Source organism: Ferroplasma acidiphilum (assembly GCF_002078355.1).
In the GTDB taxonomy this organism is placed as follows: Archaea; Thermoplasmatota; Thermoplasmata; order Thermoplasmatales; family Thermoplasmataceae; genus Ferroplasma; species Ferroplasma acidiphilum.
In genome coordinates this window covers 402,346-421,171 of the sequence record NZ_CP015363.1, presented here as the reverse complement: position 1 = coordinate 421,171, position 18,826 = coordinate 402,346, and the positions used below count along the sequence as shown (strand labels likewise).

Genomic DNA, 18,826 nt, shown 5'->3' with positions numbered 1-18,826 from the left:
GGACAAATATAAATTTTAGTCTTCCGGTGATTTAACATTAATTCCTTCGCTGTTCTGATAGTTGCCTGACCTTCCTGGATAATTTTTCTCCGGAGTTTTTATTTCATAGAATACTATTTGAACAAATTTCATGCCCCTTTTAATCCGGAATTCTTCACCGAAATTGTAAAATGCCATTGTAAGGTTGCCGATAAATCCAGCATCAACAAATCCGAATGATGCAAACACACCTCTCCTTGCATATTTCGATTTTATGTGCAATGAAGCCACAATGTTATCAGGCATGTTGAATTTTTCAAGGCTTGAAATGAAAAACAATGAGTTGGTTTTTATAATATCTAATTCATGGTCTCCAATACGGATGTCATAGCCGTTTGGTGTAAGTGAATCCCTGCTGTAATTTTCAGAGATTATTCTTCCTGCAGCTACATTGTATTCTATCTCCCGATCATTTAACATGTGACTGGATATTATTTCGATTAATTACCTTTGTTATAACCGGATACAGTACAAGGGCCAGCAGGAATGACACATAATAACTTATATCAACACCACCAAGGTAAAGTTTAGAAATTGGCCCTTCAAATATTATTCCGGGGTCCATAAAGGGAACGGAAGCGATGAGGGCTATAAAATATGCTGAAATGCCCGAAATATTCAATCCTGGAATGGTTTTAATATTGAATTTTTCATTCCTGTTTACTATAAAAAAGTCTGCAAGCATAATTCCCAGCCATGGAGTTATCCAGTAATCAAGGAGGAAGAGAAAATCTTCATAGAACGAATAAAATTTTGTATACAGGGCGACCGCCAATGCTATGGCTATAACAATGCCAAAAATAACAGAGTATATGCGCCTTATTTTTAATCCAGTACTTTTAAGAGATATTGAATTGGAATAGAGATTCAATGCATCCGCTGCTATTCCTCCAAGGAAGATTGCTATCAAGCCTATGATTCCATAGGGTCCAAGAACGTGGTTAAGGTCACTGGCAGGATTTCCTGATGGGTCAAGTGACATTATGGCAACAAATACGCCTGCTATTTCCGCCCAGAATGTAGCAATCAAACCACCTGAAAAAGTGTAAATAAACGCATTCTTTGTTTTATTATAGCGGGAATAATCTGCCGCATAGGGCCCCCATGACATAAGATAGGAGAATGATGTTGCAAGAGTTATTCCAAACGCTACGCCAAAACCAAAGGAGGATGGTTTATAGGCATAAATGTCATTGATATGCAATCCTGCATTAAGTATAATAATTGTAAAAAGTATTCCAAGAATAACTGACATTGCCTTCTCAAAATATGATATGGATTTTCTTCCAGAATTTGATATGAGAAATATGATTATACCCATCAATATTATGGAAATTTCATAGTATGGCACATGAAATGCAAGGGAAAATGCGAATGAAGCAAGTATGAGGTTTACTGTTAGCCAGCCCAGTGTGTTAATCCACTGGAGGACTGTCATAAATATTCCGAAATTTTTACCGAAGGCCCTCCTCCCGAGGACCATCTGTGGCAATCCTGTAAGAGTACCTGTCCTGGACATGAATGCTACAAGTATAGACCCCATAACACTTCCGAGAAGCATGGAAAATAAAGACATACCCAGACTTAAACCGAGGAGCACGGGTATAAATCCTATAGCAAAATCTCCAATTGTCATGTTGGATGCAAACCAGAGAGTGAATAGCTCGGATGAGTTGTTTTTCCTCATCTCCTCCGGTACGGGTTCAAATTCGTTATAAACAAATTCAGAATTATGGCCCCCGGATTTTTCTATATCCATATAGGTAAATAAGATAGAATATATTTATTTTTTTAATATAAATTATAAGTACAGTGATCCTGCCTGCTTAATTTTTAACAGTTATTCAGTGCAATACATGGAATTTCATTTAACTTTCTTATATTCTGGTTAATATTCTGCAATAAAGTTATATTATACTTTTGAGATATGAGTATAATGAATGAAATTTCCAGGAGGATTGAAGCAATACTGTTTTCATCTAAAGAACCGGTGAAGGCATCAGAGATAGCTGAATATCTAAATATAACAAATGCAGAGTTCATCAAAGCAATTAAAGAAATATCCAGGAATTATGAAAATATAGAGAGCTCATTAATCGTGGGGCAGTTCGGGAACAGTTACAAGATTAAACTGAGCGAAGAATTTGTACCGGTTGTGGATCCTTTTATTGAGAAAGAATTCACTGAAAAACAGCTTGCCATGCTTTCTTATATTTATAAGATGAATGGGGAGGCTATATCCGGTAACCTCAGGGACAATTTTGGCTATGCTTACAAAGAGGATCTTGAAAAATTAAAAAAAGGTGGAATGGTATCATCAAGAAAATATAGGAATACACATAAGTATAAGGTTACAACAGAGTTTCACCGTAAATTTAATATTAATAAGAGGACATTACGGGCAGAGGAACAATGAACGTCTTGCTAGTAGGCAGTGGTGGTAGAGAAGATGCAATTGCAAGGAAGATAAGGGAAACAGATAACCTTTATTCAGTCGTCAGCAATGAAAATCCATCTATACTTGGATTATCGCGCAATGTAATAAAATATAATAAGAATACACAGGAAATTGTAAATTTTGCTAAAAAAAATAGGGTAGATATTGCATTTATCGGCCCGGACGACATATTAAATACGGATCTTGTGGACAGCCTTATAGAAAATCATATTCCTGTGGCTTCGCCTGGACAAAAGGCTGCAATGATTGAAACTTCAAAGGAATACATGCGCAATCTGATGGAGAGGCACCACATAAAGGGAAATATTGAAAATAAGCTCATATCAGATAAAGAAGTGCTCAAAACATTTTTTGAAAACAACGATACTGAATACGCTGTAAAGCCAATAGGGCTTACTGGAGGAAAAGGCGTAAAAGTTATGGGGCTTCAGCTTAGCAACGTGGCTGAAGCTATAGCATATGCATCTGAGATTATTGATCGTGATGGCAAGGTGCTTCTGGAGAAAAGGGAAATAGGCGAAGAGTTCTCAATCCAGGCATTTACAGATAGCAAAAATGTGGTATTTATGCCAGTTGTCCAGGACTATAAAAGGTTGTATGAAGATGACCTCGGGCCGAATACCGGCGGGATGGGGTCAATATCAGACAAGAATTTTATTTTGCCATTTTTATCTATAGATGTAGTTAATGAAGCAAGGGGTATACTTAATGACATTGTCACAGCAATGAGAGAGGAGAACAATCCTTTCAAGGGTGTAATTTACGGGCAGTTTATGAGCACAGCACAGGGTGTAAGGGTTATTGAAATCAATTCAAGATTTGCAGACCCTGAAGGAATAAATGTACTAACACTGTTGCAGTCAAATATTGTTGATATTTTCCTGGACATATACAGCGGGACATTAAAAAACAATATAAAATTTAAGAGCAAAGCTACTGTGCTTAAATATATTGTACCTCCCGGTTATGGAATAAAACCTGTGGAAACAGAGCTAACAATTAAGGATAGAATTGAAACTGATAATTTCAAAGTTTACTATTCATCGGTTTCTGGCACCCTGAATCATGTAACCACAACAAAATCCAGGTCTTTAGCATTGATAGGAATAGGCGATAGCATATACGAGGCCTCAGATATCGTTGAAGACAATTTGAAATATATAACAGGAGATTATTATATCAGGCATGACATAGGCACGGAAGCCATGATAAAAGGAAAAATTAAAGATTGATGGTACCGAAAATTCTGGGTACCATATTATTATTTGAAAGAACCATTGTCTTCTTTACCACAGGAATTTTTTTATCTAAAATTATATGGTCGTTCTCAAATTTGCCCCTCTGGAATCTCATAATATCCGACACAAATATTTCAAAATTGTCACCGAGGTCTAATTTCAGGCTTGTTTGTGGCACAACCTTCCCTGGTATGGTTTCAGCATATTCAAAGGGCTTATCTGATAGAAACATCCCCCTTTCCATATCGGTAGGCTCTATGTTTTTCAATGCAAGCCCTACTCTGGATCCTGCGCCTGCACTGTCCACATCCTCATCATTCATCTGTATTGACCTGACCTCTACCTCACGATCCAGGTCAGAAAGTACCAGTTTCTGGTGTTTTGAAATGCTTCCGGATAAAACAAAGCCAAGGGCAACTGTGCCTACTCCCTTAACCTTAAAAAAGTGATCTATTACAGTTAAATTCTGATCGCCATTTCTGGGTATGTCCATTGCCTTTATTTCATCTATGAGTTCCATTGGCTTTCCGGTAAAGAATTTATAATCCTTTAATGAGGTATTTCCTATAATTTTTTTAATAACAGGCTGTTTCTCTTCATCAGCTATTATAAATCCCCTTGTTTTGCCCATAAGGTCAAGAGCTATTATTACTTCACCCAGGTCCTTATTGATGGAGCTGACTTTAATTATTGCTATATCTGAAGGATATATTGAATCTGTAAGTGATGACACCTTCTCCGGGTATTTTATCGGCTCTATAAATGTCATTATTATATTTTCATCCTTCCGGTGGTAAAGCTGTATGTCACTATTTGTCCCTACCTTTGCGATTTCCTTTATATAATCAGAGGCGTTGTAACAGAAAATGCTGTATGATTCCATAGTCAGTTATGCATTAAAGCTTAAAAAGATTTAAGGTGGAGTTATATTTCTGTTTAATAACTCTGGCCTCTGCTAATAATAGTTTTCCTTATCTCCCTCTACTCCCATTATTGCGTTTTTTAGAAGTATGGCCATGCCATCCGAATCTGATGGTGTTCTGGCACGTGCGTATTTTATGCCCTGGGATTCAAGAAACTCTTTATACTTTACATCAAGATCGTATAGTATTTCCAGATGTTCATATAAAAAGCCAATTGGAGATACAAGTAAATTGTTAATTTTATCTTCTTTAAACAGGTCAATCTTAGAATATATAGATGGTTCAATCCATTTTCCATGTGGCCCCTGGCTGTAAAATGCAGTATAATACTTTTCAATGCCAAGCATATCTGAAATTTTCCCTGCATTTCTTTCCAGTGATGCCTGATAATCAGATTCGTCATCTATCAGGGGAAGGCTATGTGCAGTGAACAGGAAATTGTCAAAATCATATACGTATTTGCTGATCTCTGAAACCCACATAGAAGCCAGTATGCTGTAATCAAGGCCATTTATGAACCTCAGTTTCATATTTTTTCCTTCCATGGCTTTTTTCACCGGTATTTCGTATGATTTTCTAATATTGTTTGACTTAAAAGCAAACAGTGGCAATGCAATTATTTCCTCATAATCTGCATCCAGTGATGATACTGTTTCTTCTATTCCGGGATGCCAGTGCTTGTAGGCATCTATGATCTCAAAATCACCATATCTTGCCAGCAATTTCCCAAGTTTATCTTTTAAATTTTTAATTATCTGGTTTGAGGGAGATATGCCATTGACCATTTCATATTTTTTAATATTTTCTTCCATGATCTTTTCCGGTACGGGTTTCCCATTAAATATGCCTGATAGATATTCCGGAACATCATCAATCCTTTCAGGGCTTCCGTAACTTAATAATATAACTTTCTTCATAAATGGTTTATTTTAAGCGCGCATTTATTTCTTTCTACATTTTATTTATATGGAAAAAACACTGGCCGCCGGATATTCAACCGGGAGCTTAGATATAGGTTGGATAGAGATGGTATAATAAAAATAACATGGACCAACACTGGATTTACACAATTAGAAATTCAATAAGCCAATAGCTGGATAAATTAAGATTTTATCTATAAGAATGAACGGTGTCTGTTATGCTTTTGAGCGTGTCAGGATCTGTTTCCGGCAATACGCCGTGTCCAAGATTGAATATATAATTATCATCCTTTCCTGCTTCACCGAGGATTCTACCAGTTTCTTCCAATGCTGCTTCCCTGCTGTACTGAACAAGATACGGGTCTAAATTGCCCTGCATTCCTATGCTACCATTTAATATTGTTCTGGCATGGGATAATTTTATTCTCCAGTCAACACTCAGTATATCCGGCTTAATATCATTAAATTGTTCTATCATGCCTGAACTGCCTGTTGAAAAGTATATAACAGGAACCTTGCTTTTTATTGATTCTACCAGTTCAATAATGTCGTTTTTCAGGTATTTCTCAAAGGTATATGGCGATAAGGCGCCAAGCCATGAATCAAATATCTGTATGGCATCCACGCCGGCTTTGACCTGCATTGTTACATAGTCAAGTATCATGTTTTTAATCATTTTTTTCATTATTCCAAATGAAGGGTCATTTAACATAACCTTCTTTGTGTATACAAGATTATTATCAGAAACTCCAGCAATAATATATGACATAACTGTTATGATTCCCCCGGAAAAACCAATAAGGGGGGTTTCAGGGTAATTCTGCTTGAAGAGCCGGATTGCGTCATATGTTCTGTATTTTAAATCTCCTGTATTGAACTCATGTATTCCTTCCATACTTTTATTGTGCCTGTATCCATTCCCTATATCAGGCCCTGAACTGTTAAAATCTATTTTATACCCCATGGCTTCCAGAGGCAATATTATATCAGCGAATATTATTGCTGCATCCACTCCGAGCAATTTTACAGGGGCATATGTAATTTTTTCAGTAATTTCAGGATCCATGCACATTTGCCTGATATTATATAATTTCCGGAGTTCCTTATATTCATCCATATATCTGCCCGCCTGGCGCATAAACCATACAGGGATATGGTCATGCGGTTCCTGTTTCAATGCTGGAATAAAATTGTTCATGGTTTCACACGCCTTATGGTTCTGGGGTATGGAATTGTCTCCCTTACATTGGATAATCCACAAATCCACATTACAAGCCTATCAAGCCCCAGGCCAAATCCACTGTGTGGAATGCTCCCATATTTCCTTAAATCAACATACCAGTAATAATCTTCAGGATTCAGGTTATTTTCCTTTATCCTGTCAAGAAGTTGCTGGAGATCGTATATTCTTTCTCCCCCGCCTAAAACTTCGCCATACCCCTCAGGTGCCAGCAGATCATGGCATAGTATCTCTCCGGGATTGTCGGGGTCCGGCCTGTGGTAAAATGTTTTTAAAGATTCTGGATAATCGGTAACAAATATAGGATTATCAAAATGCACCATTATCCCGTATTCTTCGTCTGCCCCGAGGTCATCCCCATATTTGAGGTTCATGCCAAATTCCTTTGATTTTTCAATTAAATCCTTATATTTTATCCTTTCAAAAGGAATTTTTATATTTTTTATTTTATTGATATCTCTTTTAATGATTTCCAGATCTTCCAGATTATTTTTCAGTACTTCGTCTATGATGTATTTTATCATTTTTTCTTCATCGGCCATCATGTCTTCATTGCTATACCATGCTGCTTCACCCTCTGCGTGCCAGTACTCGGTAAGATGCCTTCTTGTACGTGATTTTTCAGCACGGAAGCTTGGTGCTATAGTGAATACTTTTTCAAGGCTATATATGAGTGTTTCAAGATAAAACTGTGAGCTCTGGGTTAAATTTACCTTTTCCCCGAAATAATCTACATTGAATAAAGATGAGCCGCCTTCTGTGGCAGTAGAAACAAACATTGGAGCCTGAACCTGGTAATAATCCTCTTTATAAAAATAATCGGCAAATGCCTTAAAAACTGTAGACCTGATTTTTAATACTGCTGTAAACTCCCTGCTGCGCAACCAGAGATGGCGGTTGTCCAGGAGAAATTCTTCCCCGAGGTCTTTAGCAATTGGGAAATTTTCATTCCTTTCATATATTTTATAAGATTGCAGGGAGATTTCATATCCGGTTACTGCACGGGGCTCTTTCCTGAGTTTCCCTGAAAGTTCAATGCTGCTTTCTATAGTAAGGGATGAAATTTCTTTCATCTGTTCATCGTTCAGGTTTTCCGAGGATGCTATGCATTGTATTATGCCTGTAGAGTCTCTCATAACTATAAACGTTATTTTGCCAGAACTCCTTATACGGTATACCCACCCCCGGATACTGACAGTTTTTCCAAGTAAATCATCTGATAATGCTTCCTTTATTTTTTCCATTAAAAGTGAATATTGATTACACATATATTTTTTAGGTTTATACAATACTATGGCAATTATATTACATTGAACAAATAAAATCAATTGTTCCGGTTATCCCCACAACTGTTATTTCTTAATAACTGCATATATCTGTTTACAATTACTCTATGGCAGGTGGATTTCTCCATAAGCAAGCACTTTAGGGTAGGAAAAGCATAGAATATAATTATTTCTCTAACAGGATATAATTAACAGGCACAATACATAAATATTTATAACATTATTAAATTCTTTAACAATATTTTAAAGGAGAATAAATATGTACATATTGCTTGAGGATGAATACGTGATTAGGGTTCCGCCTGAACTGTTGAATGATAATTATTCTGATGCCGTTGCGGAAGCCTCAAAATCAACTTTAGAAGGTAAGCTAGTGGATATCCAGGAAGGCCAGAAAAATATTGGAAAATCATACATAGTTTCTGTAAATAGCATCGAAATGAAGGGCGAAGGTACCATAGTGCATGGTGACGGTGGTGTGTACCAGTCCATAAAATACAGTGCCCTGGCATATTTTCCAAAGATGCATGAAGTTGTGGATGGAATAGTTGTGGCTGTGCAGAAATTCGGTGCATTTATAAAATTCGGGCCATTTGAAGGGCTTTTGCATATCAGCCAGATTATGGATGATGCTATAAATATTGATATGGAAAACCAGAGAATAGTGGGAAAGGATAGCAAAATGGAATTGAAAGTAGGAGATAAGATCCGTGTAAGGATTGTTGCCCTGAATCTATCCTCAGCATCCCTGTCTGATAGCAAAATAGGATTTACTGCTAAACAGCCCGGGCTTGGAAAATTGGAATGGATGAAAAAGGAGAACGTTAATAATTGAGGTGTTAAATGAAAAAAGCGTATAAGGCCTGCAAAATTTGCAAGAGGCTCACAACTGAAGATGTATGCCCGGTACACGGGGAAGAACGTACAAAGGTAGACTGGTTTGGATTCCTGATAATAAACGATATAAATTCCCAGATTGCACAAAAAGCTGGAATAACCGAAAAAGGTATATATGCCATTAAAGTTAGATCGTAATATTGTAATAGGAAGCAGGGAAAGGAAATATATACAGGATTTCAAATATTCCCTCTGCTCCGTTGATGATATAAGAGAACTGGCTTTAAAAAATAAAATTATTTCCGTGGGAGATGTAACAACTGAGAATTTGAAAAATGCGGGCATTAAACTCAATCTCCAGATAGTAGACCTGGTAACTAAAAGGGATGGAAAAAGATTTATGCATGAAGAGGGGTCAATAACTGTTTCTAATCCGCCTGGAATCATATCTATTGATTTAATGAATAAAATTTATGAATTTATCAGCACTGGCGTCCATGGGAGAATAGAAGTAGATGGCGAAGAGGACCTGGCAGTTATACCAATAATTTTTTATGCAGATAAGAATACAGTAATAGTTTATGGCGTGCCTGACGTGGGTATGGCGTACATAAAAGTCAATGATGAAATAAAAGAAAGAATAAAAGAAATGATAATGGAGATGTACAGAAATGAGCAATGAAAAAATGATTAAGAACTTCAGCGTTGATTCCGAAAGGGATAACAAATTGCTGTTCAGAAAAGAGATAAAATATACAATAGATTTTAAATCTGGAAAAACTGTAAGCAGGAATGAAATAAAAAAACTGCTTATGGATTATTATAAAGCCAAAGAGGAAGTCATAATAGTTGACCATAATATTCAGGAAACAGGAAAGGATTCCCTGAAAGGATATGTGAAAATATATGACACAAAAGAGCATGCAATGCTCTATGAGCCGGATTATGAGCTATTAAGAAATGGATTAAAGGAAAAGGAGAGTAAATAATGGAAAAAAGAGAATTATATGCAGTAGAAGCAGATAAAATAGTCAGAAAGCGTAGAACATGCCCCAGATGTGGCGCGGGTGTATTTATGGCAGAGCACTCTGATCGCTATACCTGTGGAAAATGCAAATATACTGAATTCAAAAAGAAAAAATAAATTTTAAAAAATTATAAGTTATAAATAAGCCCGGTAGTTTCACCGGCCTGCTTTTCTATTGCTGTTATCCTGCGTTTTATGAATTCCGATGTTGGTTTATCATCAGATTTTAATCCCAATAGTTCAACAAGGTAGGTTAATTCATAATCAAGGACCATGCTGAGGTTTCTGAGATATTCCTGTTTTTCTTCGGGAACCTTTTTCCTCTGTGTGGCTACAAAGCAATCCAGATGTACAGGCCCTTCCTTTGTGAAGGTAAATTTCTCCCCTGTTTTTATTATTTTATTACATGTATAACATCCATATTCCATACACCATAATAATTTATAAGATGTTAAATTTATCGTCGCTTCCTGGAATTACAATAAATATAACACGTATTAGCTCTCCAGAAAGATTTAAAATTTTCTATTAGCTACATGGTAATTATAATAGTATTATAATTTCTCAAGAGTCAGTAATTTTCATTAGAAGGGTGCACATTAAATCCTGCTTTATAGCTTGCAATGGCATGTAGTTCCAGTATTCCGGGTCTAAAAAATAAGAATTTATATAACATTATTTTTTGATTTTTTTAACCATAAGTTTTAAGCCAATCCTGCCAGTAACAACAACTTTATCATATTTTTCAATGGGCTCATCGCCATTATTAATAACTTCCCATGATACGCCATCGATTTTTATAAACCCGCCGGCATTTTTATCAATATTGTTGCTGGCAATTCCGATTATATTTGTCATTGATTCTGATCCTGTATATTTTCTTCCACGTTGTGATGAAATGATTTTATACAGATAATAAACTGTCACTGTAATAATAACTACAAGTACTATTATTACAAGGATAACTGCGAATACAAGGGACCCGGGCACGGCTGTTGTATAATCAACTGGAATTATCTCAGTAAACATATTTACCACGAATTAATATATCTTACCTGCTAAAAAGTATTTCTATTAAATCTTCAACTAGCAACCATGGCATATTGTTAAATATAAAAAATTCAATGTTATGGAAAAATATAGATTTGCCAGAAATTTATATTACTCGTACATATTTTTTGGAGCCGAATCCGCAGAAAGAACCTCGGATATGAGCTTGTTGGCATCGTTCTCATTCAATCCCAGTGATGAAACAAGATAGTCTTTTATTTCTTCCTTTGTTTTTCCAGCACTGGCCATTTCCTTTATCATCATAGCTGTCCTTTCTATAACGCCAGAATTGAATTCATCCTCCATATTCAGTGCCTTAACCATCAGGTAGAAAGCTGCCAGTATTGTGTTAAGTCCGGTATTAAGAACGTCCTTTGTCAACACGGATAGATCAAAATCTTCCCTTGCTACAACTTCCTCATTGATCCCGTCAAGCATAAACTTTACCATTTCAACTTTTTGATTTAAAAGCAACAGCGTTCTGTATATTGTAAGGCGTGGCTGGTTCTCTATGGTAGCTGTTTCAATTCCTGTTCTGACTATAAGGCTGCAGGATTTCTTTTGATCGTCTGCATAAAGCAGGATATCAAAGGGTATTTTGTTGTTTTCCAGAGCTATATAATTTCCCACTTTCTTTATATTCCATTTTAAATCAATCAGGGAGCTTGCATTATCTGTTCCAGAACTGAGCCATTTTAATATATCATCAAGGGTTACCATAATATTATATCTGTACAAAGTATTTTAAATGTTTTATTAAAATTAAAGGGGTTTATACCTTTTTAGGGAGACTTCATAAATTTCACCACGGGAACCAAGGGAATTAAGTATTTCATCCACCTTTTCCCTTGAGATGCCTGCGTTTGAGCATGAAATTATAATGTCATCATATTTGCAGCCTGGCCCGCTGTCATTATTTTTTATGTATGCCAGTACAAATTCTTCTATGTTAAAAGTCTGTGGGGCCCCTGTATTTTGCTGGTTGGATGAATTGCCCTCTGTTTCAAAACTTTCCGGATTTTCAATATCCATCTCCCGGTGTGCCACAGCCATTACCGGGGAATCAAAATTGATTGAAGATATTGCATCCATATAGGACTTAAAGTCATAATCAGTGTAATATTCTTTCGCCCTTATTGCGTCCTCTGCTTCATCCTGCGAGTATCCGAGCTTGAGAAGTGTATCAACTGTTGCCACATCGTCTTTTATGGCTTCGGTAATTGCGAGAATCTTCCTTTTTGCAACATAAGAAGCACGTACCCCCCAGAAATACCGTTCCGTTTCCCCGATGCTTTTTATCAACTCTGGATTTACAGAAAAGTAGAATATTCCATCATCTGTTTTAAATGAGCTTACTTTTCCCATAACCATTACTATGTCGTTCACATTAAATTTATCCAGTTCCTCAGCCATTTCACTGCTGAAGCCAGTTTTAAATGCTGTGAGGTAAAACGACCCGATATAATCGGCAACCGTTACTTTTACCATCCGGTCATCGGAATTTTTATATGTTATCGCTCCGGCAAACAGTATACGTTTTACCTTTGTACCCAGGGGAGTTATAACATAAGGCCGCTTCTCCTCACCCTCAAGTTTTGTTGAATCCTTTAGTTCTCTCGAAAATAACCAGTATGAGTTTTCCCTTTTTGTATACGCCATCATTTCACCTGTTGATTTGCTTCTATCTCCCTGCTTATATCTTCTCTTTCTATATTTGTTATGGAATTAACCCTGAGAGATAGATCTTCTTCATTTTTAATAAAATCTGCGTTGATTTTAACTGCGTGGCCGTATAGCTTTTCTTCCAGCATTCTGTAAATCTCTCCTGCGTAATGTGGAAGCTCTTCCTCCTTTATGCCAATAAAAGGCATAATTGCATTTTTTCCTGCTATGCACTGTATATATTTCGTTCCATCGTCCAGTGTAAAATATGAAAATATGTCCAGTTTTGTTGGTTTCTCAGGATGATCCGGGCATACGCCATTGCTCAGGGGCTTATTGCATTCACTGCAGCGTTTTATAATGCCACTTTTTGTCCCCAGTGTAATTATGAATCCCATTATAGTAATTCCACCTGCAGGGTTATCGACCTCAAATAATTTATAGTATCTCTGAAAGTCCATATCCTCATTCTCAATAAATACCTCTGTTTTATCGCCTATTGAAATTTCCAGCTGTTTGTTGAATTCAGATACCCTGGCGCCCACAATTCTGTATACCTTTCCGTTTTCCAGAGGTTTCCCGAAGGATGATATCCTTACACGTGATGTATCGTCTTCTATGAAGCCATTGTATATTATAAATGTTTTTCCGGCTTTGTTATATTCCTTGCCGGACATATTGCTTATTTTCCCGGTTACAGCCACAAATGGATTCTTTGTTGTAAGATCCATTAGCTTCACATCTTTATATGTGTTTTTTACTTCCATTTCTTCCCCGGGTTTTAGCATAATCTCTGTTTTGGAGTCGAAGTAAAGTCTCATTCGATCGTTGTAAACCTTTGTTTTCGCATATTTTATCTGTACAACATCACCGGGTTTTATAGGCGCAGGGAATTCCCATGCAGTGTATGGCAACACGCCGGTTTCGTCACCTGCAAGGCCATAATAATATACAGTATCGCCCCTGGATGTTGTTATTTCCCGTTTGTCAACAGAAAGTATTTTGACCTTCCCCTCAACATTATTCAGGTTACCCTGCATTTCATTAATTTTCATTATTTCATATCCCTTATGCTTATTTAATGGTTTTCCGTTGGGGCCGGCCATTTTAATATAAGATTCCTGGCTGCACCTATTTCATCTATCCTGTGAACAGATGTGTTTACAGGCGATTGCTTTAATTCTTCTTCAGGAACTGAAAGTGCCTTTTCCATTACATCTATATAATAATCCATATCCTTCTTCGTTACCGATTCTGTGGGTTCAATCATCATTGCTTCCTTTACAATCAACGGAAAATATGTGGTAGGGGAGTGGATTCCATAATCCAGTATAAATTTGGATATATCCAGCGCCTTCCTGCCCGTATTCTCTGTTGAAAGTACAAATTCGTGCTTTTTCAGTTGTTTATAGGGTATCTTATAATATTTCGATAATTTTTTTGCCATATAGTTTGAATTCATTACTGCTCTCTTTGCATTTGCACTGAGATTATTTCCATTCTTCAATACGTATGAGAATGCCCTTAGTACCACACCAAATGAACCGTTATATGAGGATACTTTGCCTATTGTATTTTTGAGCCCGTAGAATAGGGAATATGTGCCTTTGTCATTAACCACTATGGGAACAGGCAGGAAATCCATGAGGAAGGATTTTACAGCCACAGGACCGGCACCCGGGCCTCCGCCGCCATGCGGGGTTGCAAATGTTTTATGCAGGTTAAAGTGCACTATGTCAAACCCCATCTTGCCAGGAGTTGTAATGCCCAGTATAGCATTGAAATTTGCGCCGTCATAATAGAGCAACGATCCATTGTTGTGTATTATTGTAGCTATTTCAGATATCTGGTCATCGAATATGCCCAGTGTGTTTGGATTTGTTATCATAAAAGCTGCGGTATTTTCATTTACTGCCGCTTTTAATGCCTCAAGGTCTACCAGCCCATTTTCATTTGATGGAACCTCAACTACTTTGAAACCGGCCATAACGGCCGATGCAGGATTGGTGCCGTGTGCTGAATCAGGAATTATGATTTCATTGCGTTTATCAATTTCTCCACGGGTTTCGAAATATTTTCTTACTATAAGAATTCCTGTTAACTCCCCATGTGCCCCAGCAGACGGCTGAAGTGTTGCATAATCCATGCCTGAAATTTTAACAAGAAACTGCTGCATGTTGTACATTACCTCGAGTGTGCCCTGTGTTTTTAACTGGCTTTCCATAGGATGAATATCCCGGAAATCCGGCAAAGATGCAGCATAATTTGCATATTTTGGATTAAATTTCATGGTGCAGGAACCCAGCGGGTACATACCAAGATCCACCGAATAATTCATTTCCGAAAGCCTTGTGAAATGCCGTGATACATCAACGCTACGCACATCCGGTAGTTTAAGGGACTTTCTCCTTATTGACTCTGGATAGCTATCTTCAACATCATCCATATAGAAATCATTTCCTGTATTAAACTGATTCAGGAAATCCTCATCATAATAAGCTTGCCTGTACATTTTAATCACCCAGTATTTTTGCCAGTTTCTCTATATTTTCGTCGCCTGTCTTTTCTGTAACTGAAAAAAACGATGCATTTCCGTATCCATTATATTCTGATATGGAAGATAGCCTTATTCCACCTGATATGTTGTTGCTTTCAAGAATCTCCAGCTGGTCAAAATAGAACAGGTTATCTGAAAAATTTATCCCGTCAAATACAGGCTTAATCCCTGCAGATTTCATATTATTTTTAAGTTTCCTGCTCTTATTCATTGTTATCAACGCTATTTTTCTTAGCCCTTCGGAACCCATGATGGACAGGTATGCAAGTGATGCTACAGCCAGAAGGGCCTGGTTTGAGCATATATTGCTCATAGCCCTTGAACGCCTTATATGCTGCTCCCTGGCCTGGAGAGTCATAACAAATGCTTTCTTTCCCTCAGAGTCTTTTGACAGTCCAATTAACCTTCCAGGAGACCTGTGCACATATTCTTTTTTAAATGAAAACAGCCCGAGTAGAGGCCCTCCATAATTCATATGGATTCCCAGCTGTTGCCCCTCAGCCACAGCTATATCTGTACCGTATTCTCCAGGAGGTATAATAAATCCGAGTGATACAGGATCATAGTATGTTATCAGGATAGAATCTTTCTTGATTTCACTGACATGAAACGCATTTTCATCTATAAGCCCGAAAACATTCGGGTTCTCTACAATGATTGCAGAAGTATCAGATGTTACTTTTGACTTCAGGTCCTCAAGATCCAGCAGCCCATCTGTTCCGAATCCATATGTTATAATTTTTAAATTAAGCCCTTCCGTGTAGTTCTTTATTATGCTCAATTGTGATTTATATATATTTTCTGGGATTAAAACTTCGCTTTTTCCATTGATACGGTATGCCATTCTCACGGCCTCTGCTAGGGATGTAAAACCGTCATACATGGAAGAATTTGTTATATCCATCTCTGTAAGGTCTGATATTATGCTCTGGTATTCAAATAGAGAATGAAGAATTCCCTGTGATATTTCAGGTTGGTATGGAGTATATGATGTTAAAAATTCATTTCTGCCTATTATCTCATCAACAAGTGGTGGCACAAATCTATCATATATGCCATTGCCCAGGAAATTCATATTTCCTGCTTTATTCTTTCTCCCCATATCTTCTATGGCTCTTATTGTAGAAAACTCATCAATAGGTTTTCCCAGATCCAGGGATACCTTTAATCTGTCCGGGATATCACTGAATAAGCCATCAACGGATTTAACATTAAGATAGTCCAGTATTTCATCAGTTTCGCTCATTTAGGCAACCATTAATAAAGAATATTTAAACATTATAGTGGGTGGAGAAATATGGCTACTTAGAAATTAGTCAGATAATTTCACGTTTTAATTTCTTATAATTGTTGCCGTACGGGTTCCTAATTTTTATCGGAATACAGTAGGATATTTAACAGGTATGCCCGGAATAAAAACAGGTTAATGTGGAATACTTAAATACATGAAAACATAACATAACCTTATGGTATAAATGGAAATATCTATATGAAGTTTAATTCTAATACATATTTTTACTTTATATTACTACGTAATATATATTAATATTAAAGCTAAAACAAAAATTATAGCTAATAGTAGAAATACTTTTATTAAATAACATTATATTGATATCGAGGTAATAATAATGGTAAAAACAGGTTTGATGCGTGGATCAGTAGGTTTCTGGCCCCTTGTCGGGCAAACAATTGCATTTACAGCACCCCTTGCTTCAGTTGTAACTTCCCTTACGGGAGCTGCATTATACGCTAAAGGTGCACTGCCACTGGCTATACTTATAGCAGTGATAAGCGGGCTTATCTGGGTAAACACCCCCTACCAGTATTCCACTAAAATTGCCAGTGCAGGCGGGTTCTATACTTTTACCAGAAAAGCTATAGGCCCAAAATATGGACTTTTTGATGGGCTCATATATTTAATGTTTGAGTATGCGATCCTTGCTAACACTACTCTATTCTTTTCGGGAGTTTTAATTCCTGCTATTTTTTCAGACTTTTTTGGTATCACAGTATCGAAATATCTCTGGATTCCAATTTTAATTGTATTTGTATTGATTTTTACTGTATTGCCTTATATAGGAATTAAACCGTCAGTGAAGTATGCCCTATTTGGTTCATTGCTGGAGATAGCAATACTTATAATTTTAAGTGCAGCAATCATAATAATTTCAGGGCCGAAAAACACCGGTACCGTTTTTCTTCCAGAATTGTCCGGAGGGATATCACCTCTTTTTGAGGGAGTAGTCCTCGGAACGTTTCTAATGACAGGTGCTTCCGGGGCCGTTTACATAGGGGAAGAGGCAAAGATGCCAAGAACAAATATTAAGAAGGCCATGGCAGTGAGTTTTGTTATAACAGGAGCACTGTTTTTACTTGTTGCATATGCATTTACCATAGGATGGGGACCTACAAAAATGGGGAACTTCGCTACTGAATTAATTCCCGGGCTAATACTATCGGATAAGTTTCTTGGATTTCCATTTTTAGTAGTGATTGTTATCCTGCTATTCAACAGTGTTTTTGTATCCATGGTATCTCCACTGAATGTCCTTGGCAGGATATCTTACTCATTTTCCAGGGATGGCGTAATGCCGCCATGGTTTGTCAAAATTCATCCAAAGTACAAAACTCCTTCAAACGCAATTGCTTTTATGGGAATATCCAGTATAGTTGTAAGTGTTATTGTAGGGCTGGTCTATGGGCCTTTTTATGGTTACATAATACTGATCACAATTGCAAGCCTGGCACTTTTTGCTGGTCATATAATGAGCGATTTCGCTTTGCCATTTCTATATCATAAACTACATGAATTAAATATTGGTTTACATATAATATTGCCTATCACATCCCTGATAGTGCTGGTATTCGGGGTGTATTTCAGTGTTATACCTCCTGTATTTCCATACAGCCTGGCTACAACAGCCACAGTTATTCTTATTGCCTTAATAGGAATATTCGTGGCACACTTTGCTAAAAAAAGAGGGAAAAGCATAGAAGATATAGGAACCATAGAAGCCCCTCTTCCAGGAAGCAACAATGAAAAGATAAATAAATAAAAATATTCCGTTAGAATTAGAAAGATATGAAAACGTATCCGAAAGTTGCTGTTGGCGGAGTAATAACACTTGAAAATAAGATACTGCTGGGAAAAAGGAGGGACGAACCTGACAGGTACAAATGGGCAATACCGGGTGGAAAGCTGGAATTAAATGAAACTATTGAAGAGGGGCTAAAAAGGGAAATGCTTGAAGAAACCGGGTTAACTGTTGAAGTAGAAAGCCTTCTGGGTATCTCAGAGATAATTAGAAAGGATTTTCATTATGTTATCCTGGATTATAAATGCAGGCCTGTAAAAGGGATAGAACAGGCTGGATCGGATGCGTTGAAGCTCAAATATTTTGATATGGAATCACTGGACAATAGTATCAATGAAAGCACAATGGAATTTATAAAAGAGATGAAAAAATCAACAAACTTTATCCATATTATAAAAAAAGATATTGATTAATAATAGTGTGTTGCATAATTCATTCTAATTTAATAATTATCCCATAATAAATTTAAAACTTAAAAGGTAAACCCCTATATA

The 18,826-nt window shown here is 36.9% G+C and carries 22 protein-coding genes; 9 read left to right on the top strand and 13 right to left on the bottom strand.

Going from position 1 to position 18,826, the window contains the following annotated elements:
- Positions 1 to 15: 15 nt before the first annotated feature.
- Both fad_RS02320 and fad_RS02315 read right to left on the bottom strand, forming a co-directional pair.
- Positions 16 to 459 (bottom strand): dCTP deaminase domain-containing protein, encoded by a 444-nt coding sequence (locus fad_RS02320; RefSeq protein WP_081141622.1) that lies wholly within the window; start codon positions 457 to 459, stop codon positions 16 to 18.
- The gene (locus tag fad_RS02315) at positions 449 to 1,798 is read right to left on the bottom strand and encodes a purine-cytosine permease family protein (RefSeq protein WP_009887523.1); all 1,350 of its coding nucleotides are present in this window, start codon (positions 1,796 to 1,798) and stop codon (positions 449 to 451) included. Before fad_RS02315 ends, fad_RS02320 begins: the two co-directional genes overlap by 11 nt.
- A 177-nt stretch (positions 1,799 to 1,975) precedes the next feature.
- Here fad_RS02315 and fad_RS02310 point away from each other — a divergent pair, with 177 nt between their 5' ends.
- Together fad_RS02310 and purD are read left to right on the top strand one after the other, a co-directional pair.
- Positions 1,976 to 2,455 (top strand): SMC-Scp complex subunit ScpB, encoded by a 480-nt coding sequence (locus fad_RS02310; RefSeq protein WP_009887522.1) that lies wholly within the window; start codon positions 1,976 to 1,978, stop codon positions 2,453 to 2,455.
- Positions 2,452 to 3,729 (top strand): phosphoribosylamine--glycine ligase, encoded by a 1,278-nt coding sequence (gene purD, locus fad_RS02305; protein ID WP_009887521.1) that lies wholly within the window; start codon positions 2,452 to 2,454, stop codon positions 3,727 to 3,729. The genes fad_RS02310 and purD overlap by 4 nt, the downstream gene beginning before the upstream one ends.
- Here purD and fad_RS02300 read toward each other — a convergent pair.
- From fad_RS02300 to asnS, 4 genes are all read right to left on the bottom strand, one after another.
- A complete protein-coding gene (locus fad_RS02300; protein ID WP_081141620.1) occupies positions 3,719 to 4,618 on the bottom strand; it encodes an EF-Tu/IF-2/RF-3 family GTPase in 900 nt (299 codons plus the stop codon). The two genes, purD and fad_RS02300, sit on opposite strands and share 11 nt — an antisense overlap.
- A 72-nt stretch (positions 4,619 to 4,690) precedes the next feature.
- Positions 4,691 to 5,575, bottom strand: coding sequence for a ferrochelatase (locus fad_RS02295; RefSeq protein ID WP_081141619.1), 885 nt, complete (start codon positions 5,573 to 5,575; stop codon positions 4,691 to 4,693).
- A gap of 193 nt (positions 5,576 to 5,768) precedes the next feature.
- Positions 5,769 to 6,776 (bottom strand): uroporphyrinogen decarboxylase, encoded by a 1,008-nt coding sequence (gene hemE / locus fad_RS02290; protein ID WP_081141617.1) that lies wholly within the window; start codon positions 6,774 to 6,776, stop codon positions 5,769 to 5,771.
- The gene (gene asnS, locus fad_RS02285; RefSeq protein WP_081141616.1) at positions 6,773 to 8,062 is read right to left on the bottom strand and encodes an asparagine--tRNA ligase; all 1,290 of its coding nucleotides are present in this window, start codon (positions 8,060 to 8,062) and stop codon (positions 6,773 to 6,775) included. Before asnS ends, hemE begins: the two co-directional genes overlap by 4 nt.
- A gap of 301 nt (positions 8,063 to 8,363) precedes the next feature.
- On the opposite strand from asnS, the gene fad_RS02280 reads away from it, so the two are divergent.
- From fad_RS02280 to fad_RS02260, 5 genes are read left to right on the top strand one after another with little or no spacing between them, the layout of a single operon-like run.
- Positions 8,364 to 8,939 (top strand): DNA-directed RNA polymerase, encoded by a 576-nt coding sequence (locus fad_RS02280; RefSeq protein WP_009887514.1) that lies wholly within the window; start codon positions 8,364 to 8,366, stop codon positions 8,937 to 8,939.
- A gap of 8 nt (positions 8,940 to 8,947) precedes the next feature.
- Positions 8,948 to 9,139 (top strand): transcription elongation factor subunit Spt4, encoded by a 192-nt coding sequence (spt4, locus tag fad_RS02275; protein WP_009887513.1) that lies wholly within the window; start codon positions 8,948 to 8,950, stop codon positions 9,137 to 9,139.
- Entirely contained in the window at positions 9,117 to 9,623 is a 507-nt protein-coding gene (locus tag fad_RS02270; protein ID WP_009887512.1) for a GTP-dependent dephospho-CoA kinase family protein, read from the top strand. The genes spt4 and fad_RS02270 overlap by 23 nt, the downstream gene beginning before the upstream one ends.
- Positions 9,613 to 9,930 (top strand): 30S ribosomal protein S24e, encoded by a 318-nt coding sequence (locus fad_RS02265; RefSeq protein WP_081141614.1) that lies wholly within the window; start codon positions 9,613 to 9,615, stop codon positions 9,928 to 9,930. The genes fad_RS02270 and fad_RS02265 overlap by 11 nt, the downstream gene beginning before the upstream one ends.
- Positions 9,930 to 10,085, top strand: coding sequence for a 30S ribosomal protein S27ae (locus fad_RS02260; protein ID WP_009887510.1), 156 nt, complete (start codon positions 9,930 to 9,932; stop codon positions 10,083 to 10,085). The genes fad_RS02265 and fad_RS02260 overlap by 1 nt, the downstream gene beginning before the upstream one ends.
- An 11-nt stretch (positions 10,086 to 10,096) precedes the next feature.
- Here fad_RS02260 and fad_RS02255 read toward each other — a convergent pair whose 3' ends face one another.
- The 7 genes from fad_RS02255 to gcvPA form a co-directional block, all read right to left on the bottom strand.
- A complete protein-coding gene (locus fad_RS02255; RefSeq protein ID WP_009887509.1) occupies positions 10,097 to 10,396 on the bottom strand; it encodes a DUF2175 family protein in 300 nt (99 codons plus the stop codon).
- Between the two features lie 247 nt (positions 10,397 to 10,643).
- Positions 10,644 to 10,997 (bottom strand): NfeD family protein, encoded by a 354-nt coding sequence (locus fad_RS02250; protein WP_009887507.1) that lies wholly within the window; start codon positions 10,995 to 10,997, stop codon positions 10,644 to 10,646.
- A gap of 132 nt (positions 10,998 to 11,129) precedes the next feature.
- Positions 11,130 to 11,738 carry a cytochrome c-type biogenesis protein gene (locus fad_RS02245; RefSeq protein WP_081141613.1) on the bottom strand — a complete coding sequence of 203 codons (609 nt, stop codon included), beginning with the start codon at positions 11,736 to 11,738 and terminating at the stop codon, positions 11,130 to 11,132.
- A 42-nt stretch (positions 11,739 to 11,780) separates the two neighbouring features.
- Positions 11,781 to 12,677 carry a hypothetical protein gene (locus fad_RS02240; RefSeq protein WP_081143139.1) on the bottom strand — a complete coding sequence of 299 codons (897 nt, stop codon included), beginning with the start codon at positions 12,675 to 12,677 and terminating at the stop codon, positions 11,781 to 11,783.
- On the bottom strand, positions 12,677 to 13,735 hold the full coding sequence (locus fad_RS02235; RefSeq protein WP_236940595.1) for a replication protein A: 1,059 nt from the start codon (positions 13,733 to 13,735) through the stop codon (positions 12,677 to 12,679). The genes fad_RS02240 and fad_RS02235 overlap by 1 nt, the downstream gene beginning before the upstream one ends.
- A 23-nt stretch (positions 13,736 to 13,758) precedes the next feature.
- The gene (gene gcvPB / locus fad_RS02230) at positions 13,759 to 15,192 is read right to left on the bottom strand and encodes an aminomethyl-transferring glycine dehydrogenase subunit GcvPB (protein WP_081141610.1); all 1,434 of its coding nucleotides are present in this window, start codon (positions 15,190 to 15,192) and stop codon (positions 13,759 to 13,761) included.
- Between the two features lies 1 nt (position 15,193).
- The gene (gcvPA, locus tag fad_RS02225; RefSeq protein ID WP_081141608.1) at positions 15,194 to 16,483 is read right to left on the bottom strand and encodes an aminomethyl-transferring glycine dehydrogenase subunit GcvPA; all 1,290 of its coding nucleotides are present in this window, start codon (positions 16,481 to 16,483) and stop codon (positions 15,194 to 15,196) included.
- A gap of 382 nt (positions 16,484 to 16,865) precedes the next feature.
- Here gcvPA and fad_RS02220 point away from each other — a divergent pair, with 382 nt between their 5' ends.
- On the top strand, positions 16,866 to 18,293 hold the full coding sequence (locus fad_RS02220; RefSeq protein ID WP_081141607.1) for an APC family permease: 1,428 nt from the start codon (positions 16,866 to 16,868) through the stop codon (positions 18,291 to 18,293).
- A 26-nt stretch (positions 18,294 to 18,319) separates the two neighbouring features.
- Complete coding sequence (locus tag fad_RS02215) at positions 18,320 to 18,745, top strand: NUDIX hydrolase (RefSeq protein WP_081141605.1); 426 nt, start codon at positions 18,320 to 18,322, stop codon at positions 18,743 to 18,745.
- The last annotated feature ends 81 nt before the right edge of the window (positions 18,746 to 18,826 follow it).